A 7087-nucleotide genomic window follows, 5' to 3' on the forward strand; every position below is an offset into this window, starting at 1 on the left:
CGCGACCTCGAAAACGCCGAGCGGCGATGCCCCCCCGAGCCGCGAGCAAGTGCTGCAGCAATACGCCGAGACCGGCTATGAACTGGACCGTCACCCGGCGCACGTCATCCGCCGGGCGCATCAGCGCGCGACACTGCGCTTCCAGCAGGTCATGGCCGGCGAAGACCTTTCGCCAACGCAATTCGCGGCGCTCGCCACGATCCTCAAGCATGGCGAAGTCTCGCAGAACCATCTCGGCCGGCTGACGGCGATGGACCCGTCGACCATCAGCATCGTCATGCGCAAACTGCTCAAACACGGGCTGATCACGCGCAGCGCCTCCGAAACCGACCAACGCCTGACGATGATCGCGCTGACCAGCAAAGGGACCGACTATACGCTGGAACGGCTCGAACGCAGCGTCGAGGTCGGGCGGCGGTTCCTGTCGCCGCTCTCCCCGGCTGAGCAGGCGACGCTGCTTCGCCTGCTCCAGCGCATCAATGACGACGACCCAACGAATGGCGACGGCGGCAAATAAGCCGCGTCCAGTCCTTTTTTCCATAACAGCAAAAGTGAGAACCGATGTCGTCCGACCTCCAGTCGTCTGCCAACACGCTCGTCGTCCGCAATATCGGTCTCATGCTGAGCGGCGATCTCGCACAACCGATCATCGACGCCGACACCATCGTCGTGAGCGATGGACGCATATCAGGCATTGGCAAGGCAGGCGACATTGATGGCGGCAGCGCGGCGACGATCATCGATGCGATGGGCTGTGCGGTCGCGCCGGGTCTTATCGACAACCACGCCCATCCGGTGGCCGGCGACTGGACGCCCCGGCAGAACCAGATCGGCTGGATGGATTCGACCGTGCATGGCGGCGTCACCACCATGATCTCGGCGGGGGAAGTCCACACGCCGGGCCGACCGCGCGATCTTGTCGGGCTGAAGGCGTTGGCGATCGCGGCGCAGCGCACCTTCTCCAACTTCCGTCCGAACGGCATGAAGATCCTGGCCGGGGCACCGATCCTGGAACCCGGCCTTACCGAGGAAGACTTCCGCAGTCTCGCCGAGGCCGGCGTGACGCTTGTCGGCGAGGTCGGGCTTGGCGGCGTCAAGGATGGGCCGACCGGCCGGAAGATGATCGCCTGGGCGCGCAAATACGGCATGACCTCGATGACCCACACAGGCGGCCCGTCGCTGCCCGGCTCCGGCCGCATCGGCGCGGATGTCGTGCTGGAGGTCGACGCCGACATCGTCGCCCACGTCAATGGCGGGCCAACCGCCCTGCCCGAGGCGGAAATACGGCAGATCTGCGAGAAGGGTTCGAGGGCGCTTGAAATCGTCCATAACGGCAATCTGCGCACCGGACTGTTCGTGCTCGACCTGGCAAGGCAGCGCGGCGAACTTTCGCGCGTCATCCTCGGCACCGACAGCCCGGCCGGATCCGGCGTCCAGCCGCTCGGCATCCTGCGGACCCTGACCATGCTGGCTTCGCTTGGTGGTATCGCGCCGGAAGTGGCGTTCTGTTTTGCCAGCGGCAACACGGTGCGCGTGCGCGGACTGGATGATCGCGGCATCATCGAGGTGGGGCGCGCCGCCGACCTGATCTTCATGGATCAAGCGATCGGCGGTGCCGGCGACGGGCTGCTCGACAGCGTGGCGCTCGGCAATCTTCCAGGCATTGGCATGGTCGTGATCGACGGCGAGGTGCGGACAGGCCGGAGCAGAAATACGCCTCCGGCGATGCGGGTGCCGGAAGTCCTGGCGGCCTGACGGTCAGCCGACGCCGTCAATGCCGACAATCTTGTCCTTGGTCAGCCCGCCGACGCGCGGGTGCGGCCTGCCGGAATCGGTGACGGCGATAGCGACGACGATCTCGTCGGCACGCGGTGCGTCGGGAACACGAACCTCCATGCCGTCGAAATGGCTGCGCACCCGCGCCGCGTCCTTGTGGCCGAGCGGAATATCGAGCGGCACGCCGAGGCCGCCGCGCTTCTTCGATGAGGGAATGAGCGCGGCGCCCTTGCCGAGCACGTCGCGGAACGGGGCGCCGAGCTTTGGATGAAGGATGGCGGCGGCATGTTCGAGCTCGCCATCGGCGCCGACGGCGGCCGCCTTGCCGAAGCTCTCGACCCGGTTGCCGGCAATGCCCAGAGCAGCGACGGCGCGCCTGGGCAAGATATCTCCCAACGCTTCGCCGATGGCGCTGAGTGCCGACAGATCCTCGACGTAGGTACCCGCATAGGGGTTGCGGATGACCGCAATGGCTGCGGCACGCCGCGTCGGCGGATCGACGGGCCGCCCGCCTTCGATCCGGGTTTCCTCGACGATGGTGATGATACGGCGGATTTCCGGGCTCATCGCAGTCCGTCCTCACCCTTGATGTCGGCGGCGGCAAGGCCGCCGACCCGTGCATGAACGCGTGCGCCGGTGGTCATCGCCAGGATGACCGCCATTTCATCGCTGCGCGGCGCATCGGCAATGCCGATCTCGATTGCATCGAAATGGCTGCGCACATAGGAGGCGTTTATGTGCGTGATCGGGATGTCGATGCGCGTTCCGGGGCCGCCGACTTTCTTGGTCGAAGGCACGATCGCCTTGGCATTGCCGAGCAGTTCGCGCATCGCGTAGCCGCCCGGATTGTGCCAGAGCGCGCCATGTTCAAGCTCGCCGGCGGCGCCGACTATGGCACCCTTGCCATAACCTTCGATGGCCTGGCCGCCCTCACCAATGGAGTCGATCAGGCGCCGAGCCATATCGAGACCGAGCGGCTTCAGGTCTTCCATGAAGCCGGTGATCTCTTCGACATAGCGTCCGGCAAAAGGGTTGGCGATGAGCGCGACGATCGCGCCTCGCTTGAGCGGACGTGCCGCGTGGGGTCCGCCCTCATGGAATATCTCTTCGATCTGAACCAGAAATTTCCTGACCACCACAGCCGGCATTGTTCTCTTCCTTCATCCCGTCGTTCATAAAACTCGTTAGAGTATCAACAATTATGCCTATCGACATTTGTCAAGCACAGACGTCGAGCAAGCGGGCGAAGGGCCAAGAAAACTGCATCGGATGACGATTGACAGCCTGTTAAGCCGCTCCTAAACTCATATGACCATCAACGAACTCGCCGTTGTCCCGGCGATGTGTGGGGGATGGTCAAAGCGTGGCTTCAAAAGCTGAAAAAAGCTGAAGGGGAATGACATGAAAAGGGCGCTCAAGAGTTTATTTCTGGCCGGCACGATGCTTGCCATTTCGTTCGGACCGGCCGCCGCACAGGCCAAGGTTTCCGTGGCCGCGATCTCGGGATATTTCGCACAGGGTTTTGGCGTTTCGATCGTCAACGGCCTCAACAAGGCCAAGACCGATTTCGGCATCGACCTCAAGCTGGTCGACACCGGCAATCGCGCGCTCGACTACCAGCAGCAGTTCGAGAATCTCGCCAAGGGCAAGCAATACGACCTCATCTTCGTGATGGGCTGGGAGTTGGTGGACTCGCTGCAAAAGGTCAGCGCCGAATATCCCGACCAGCGCTTCGTGTTCATCGATGGCGTCCTCGACAACCCCAAGATGATCTACGCCAATTTCGCCGAGGAGCAGGGATCCTTCGTCGCCGGCGCGCTTGCTGGCATGATCGAAGCTAAGGGCACCGCCTTCGACAAGATCGGCGACGGCAAGGCCATCGGCTTTGTCGGCGGCCGCGATATCCCGGTGATCCGCAACTTCCTGGGCGGCTACGAGCAAGGCGCCAAATATGCCGCGCCCGACGTCAAGGTGAACTCCGTCTTCGCCGGAACCTTCGACGACCCGGCCAAGGGAAGCGAACTTGCCCAGGCGCTTTACGGCCAAGGCTCCGACATTGTCTACAACGTCGCCGGCCCGACGGGTGAAGGCGTGATGCAGGCAAGTGCCGCGGTCGACAAATATTCGATCGGCGTCGACATCGACATGTGCGGCTCGGCCCCCGGAAATGTGCTCGCCAGCATGCTGAAGCGCGGCGACATCGCCGTCTATACGCTGATCAAGGACGAGGTCGAGGGCCGCAAGATCACCGCCGGCACCCGCACTTTCGACCTCGCCTCGGGCGGTGTCGAGGTCAAGGTCTGCGATGACATCGCCGCCAAGATCCCGGCAGAGATGACCGCCAAGCTCGACGAGATCAAAAAGGGCATCGTCGACGGCAAGATCGTGATCGCCAAGGCGAAATAAGCCAACACCAGCGCCTCCCTCCCAAGAAAGCGCTAGACTGATCCGCCGCGGCTTGCCGCGGCGGATCAGTGTCCAATCTGCGAGAGCCATGTTGTCGAACACGCCGGGGTCGCCGACCCTCCACAGCAATGCCGCGATGGCCGTCGAGTTGACCGGCATCACCAAGCGTTTTGGCGCATTCGTGGCCAATGACGGCATCGACCTTGCGGTCCGCCGCGGCGAGATCCACGCCATCATCGGCGAGAACGGTGCCGGCAAGACGACGCTGATGAACATCCTGTTCGGCCTCTTGCAGCCGGACGAAGGCTCGATCCGGCTGAACGGTGAAGAGATCGTGATCGCCGATCCGTCCGTCGCGATAAAGGCCGGCCTCGGCATGGTTCACCAGCATTTCAAGCTGGTTCCCTCGCTCTCGGTTGCCGACAACGTCTTTCTCGGCATGGAAATCCGTCGCCATGGACTTATCGACCACGCTGCGCAGGTGGCGCGAACGCGCGACCTGTCGAAGCGCTTCGGCCTGCAGGTCGATCCGACCGAGCGCGTCGGGCTGCTCTCGGTCGGCATAGAGCAACGCATCGAAATCCTGAAGGTCCTGGTGCGCGGCGCGCGCACCATCATCCTCGACGAACCGACCGCGGTGCTGACGCCGCAGGAAAGCCGCGAACTGTTCCAGACGCTGCGCAGCTTCGTGGCCGAGGGCATGACGGTGATCTTCATTTCGCATCACCTGGAAGAGGTGATGGAAGTGTCCGACACGGTGACGGTGCTGCGCAACGGCAGGAAGGTGGCGACCCGGCCGACGGCCGAGCTCAGCAAGGACCAGTTGGTGCACATGATGGTCGGCCGCGAGGTCAGCTTCGACCGCCGGCCGCGCGCTTCGCTGCACGGCGACGTAGTGCTCGAAGTGAAGGATCTGTGGGCGCGCGACGATCGCCTGCTGCCGGCCCTTCGCGATGCCAGTTTCACGGTCCGCTCCGGCGAGGTGGTGGGGATCGCGGGTGTGGCCGGCAATGGACAGACGGAGCTGGCGGAAGTGCTTTCGGGCCTGCGGCCGGCAAGCCATGGCGGGGCCTGGCTGAAGGGCCAGAATCTCACCGATCTCTCGCCCGCCGCGATCCGCCAGGCAGGCCTCGCCCATGTTCCAGGCGACCGCATGGTACGCGGGGTCGATCGCAACGCTTCGATAGCGGCCAACACCCTGATGGGCCGCCAGCATCGTGCACCATGGAGTCGTGGCGGCATGCTCAACTGGAATGCCATAAATCAAAACGCCGAAACGCTGATCAAGAGCTTCGATATTCGCGCGCGCGGACCGAGCGATGCGGTCAAGCGGCTTTCGGGCGGAAACATCCAGAAGGTCGTTCTGGCACGCGAATTCACCAATGGCGCCGATTTCCTGCTGATCGACCAGCCGACGCGCGGCGTCGACATCGGCGCCCAGGAGGCCATTCATGACGAGATCATGCGCCAGCGCGCCGCCGGCCGCGCGATCCTGCTGATTTCCGTGCAACTCGACGAACTGGCCGCCCTTGCCGACCGCATCCTGGTGATGTTCAACGGGCGGATCATGGGCGAGGTCTCTGGCGATGACGCCGACGAGGAGCGCATCGGCATGATGATGGCAGGCGTGGCCGCACCGGAATTCGCCGCGGAGACCGCATCATGAAAGACCATTTGCATGCCGTTTCCGGCCAGGTCATCGCCATCGGCGTGGCACTGCTGATGGGCGCGATCATCATCCTCATGGTCGGCGAAAGCCCGGTGCGTGTGTTCATGACACTGTTGCGCGGCGCCTTCGGCGATCAGGAGAAGATTGCCGGGACCTTGCTGCAGACGACGCCGATCCTGATCTGCGGTGTCGCTGCCTGCATCGGCTTGCGCGGCGGCATGTTCAACGTCGGCATCGAGGGCCAGCTGTTCCTCGGCGGCTTCGCCGCCGCCTGGGTCGGCTTTGCCATGCCCCTGCCCGCGGGCATCCACACGCTGGCAGCACTGGCGCTGGCGATCGTGGCAGGCGCGGCCTGGGTCGCCATCCCCGCCTATTTCCGCGCCCGCTACAACACCAACGAGGTCGTCTCGACGATCCTGTCGAACTACGTGGCGGTGCTGCTCACATCCTATTTCACCATCTTCCTGTTCAAGCGGCCGGGCGGCTGGTCGGAGACGCCGCCGATCCTGGCGACATCCTATCTGCCGGAGATCTTCACTTTTTCGCGGTTGAACTGGGGCCTGGTCATTGGCCTGGTGCTGGCGGTCGGCGCGGCCCTTGTCTTCCGCTACACCAGATGGGGTTACGGCGTCACGATGGTCGGCTCGGCGCCGAAATTCGCCGAATATGGCGGCGTCAACGTGAAACGGCAGGGCTTCCTGGTCCTGCTGCTTTCGGGGGCCGTCGGCGGGCTGGCCGGCGGCGTCGAGACGCTCGGCGTCCACCACCGCTTCATGGAAGGATTTGCTCCCGGTTTCGGCTTCGACGGGCTGATCGCCGCCCTGCTCGCCAATGGCTCGCCGGTCGCCACCATCTTCACCGCACTGTTCTTCGGCGCCCTGCGCAACGGATCGCTGCTGCTTGAGGTCGATACCAGCGCGTCGCGCGAAATCATCACCGTGATCCAGGCGCTGATCATCCTCAGCGTGTCGGCCCAGGTGCTGGTGAGAAAGCGCGGCGACAGCCAGGCAGGGGAGCGGCGATGGAAATTCTAGACAAGCTCATCAACGTCGCGCTGATCGCGGCGACGCTTCGCACCACCGCGCCCATCCTTCTGGTCGCGCTTGGCGGCTCGTTCACCACCAAGGCCGGCATCTTCAACATCGGCCTCGAGGGGCAGATGCTGGTCGGCGCCTTCTTCGCCGTCCTTGGTTCGATCTGGACCGGTTCCGCACTGGCGGGCGTCGCCTGCGGCGT

General features: G+C 64.1%; 7 protein-coding genes and 1 pseudogene. 6 read left to right on the forward strand and 2 right to left on the reverse strand.

The window, feature by feature from the left end; all coding sequences use genetic code 11:
- The coding region (locus EOA22_RS19820) for a MarR family winged helix-turn-helix transcriptional regulator (protein WP_164755657.1) at positions 1–517 on the forward strand (517 nt) is incomplete at its 5' end.
- 44 nt (positions 518–561) lie between these two features.
- Positions 562–1755 carry an amidohydrolase family protein gene (locus EOA22_RS19825; protein ID WP_063170105.1) on the forward strand — a complete coding sequence of 398 codons (1194 nt, stop codon included), beginning with the start codon at positions 562–564 and terminating at the stop codon, positions 1753–1755.
- 3 nt (positions 1756–1758) lie between these two features.
- Here EOA22_RS19825 and EOA22_RS19830 read toward each other — a convergent pair whose 3' ends face one another.
- Entirely contained in the window at positions 1759–2343 is a 585-nt protein-coding gene (locus EOA22_RS19830; RefSeq protein ID WP_063170104.1) for an amino acid synthesis family protein, read from the reverse strand.
- Entirely contained in the window at positions 2340–2924 is a 585-nt protein-coding gene (locus EOA22_RS19835) for an amino acid synthesis family protein (RefSeq protein WP_063170103.1), read from the reverse strand. The genes EOA22_RS19830 and EOA22_RS19835 overlap by 4 nt, the downstream gene beginning before the upstream one ends.
- Before the next feature lie 253 nt (positions 2925–3177).
- On the opposite strand from EOA22_RS19835, the gene EOA22_RS19840 reads away from it, so the two are divergent.
- The 4 genes and pseudogenes from EOA22_RS19840 to EOA22_RS19855 all read left to right on the forward strand — a co-directional run.
- The gene (locus EOA22_RS19840; protein ID WP_013530296.1) at positions 3178–4182 is read left to right on the forward strand and encodes a BMP family ABC transporter substrate-binding protein; all 1005 of its coding nucleotides are present in this window, start codon (positions 3178–3180) and stop codon (positions 4180–4182) included.
- 88 nt (positions 4183–4270) lie between these two features.
- Positions 4271–5848: an ABC transporter ATP-binding protein gene (locus tag EOA22_RS19845; protein ID WP_063170102.1), complete on the forward strand. Its 1578-nt coding sequence runs from the start codon at positions 4271–4273 to the stop codon at positions 5846–5848.
- Positions 5845–6885, forward strand: a complete 1041-nt coding sequence (locus tag EOA22_RS19850; RefSeq protein ID WP_082826652.1) for an ABC transporter permease — start codon at positions 5845–5847, stop codon at positions 6883–6885. Before EOA22_RS19845 ends, EOA22_RS19850 begins: the two co-directional genes overlap by 4 nt.
- Positions 6873–7087: pseudogene (locus EOA22_RS19855) on the forward strand (ABC transporter permease); the annotation flags it as partial. The gene EOA22_RS19850 and the pseudogene EOA22_RS19855, both read left to right, overlap by 13 nt.

The organism is Mesorhizobium sp. M7A.F.Ca.US.014.04.1.1, assembly GCF_003998745.1.
GTDB lineage: Bacteria > Pseudomonadota > Alphaproteobacteria > Rhizobiales > Rhizobiaceae > Mesorhizobium > Mesorhizobium ciceri.

Bases quoted from the DNA above. Each gene is read 5' to 3' on its own strand.
- EOA22_RS19825 (WP_063170105.1), top strand. From the start codon at position 562: ATGTCGTCCGACCTCCAGTCGTCTGCCAACACGCTCGTCGTCCGCAAT.
- EOA22_RS19830 (WP_063170104.1), bottom strand. From the start codon at position 2,343: ATGAGCCCGGAAATCCGCCGTATCATCACCATCGTCGAGGAAACCCGG.
- EOA22_RS19835 (WP_063170103.1), bottom strand. From the start codon at position 2,924: ATGCCGGCTGTGGTGGTCAGGAAATTTCTGGTTCAGATCGAAGAGATA.
- EOA22_RS19840 (WP_013530296.1), top strand. From the start codon at position 3,178: ATGAAAAGGGCGCTCAAGAGTTTATTTCTGGCCGGCACGATGCTTGCC.
- EOA22_RS19845 (WP_063170102.1), top strand. From the start codon at position 4,271: ATGTTGTCGAACACGCCGGGGTCGCCGACCCTCCACAGCAATGCCGCG.
- EOA22_RS19850 (WP_082826652.1), top strand. From the start codon at position 5,845: ATGAAAGACCATTTGCATGCCGTTTCCGGCCAGGTCATCGCCATCGGC.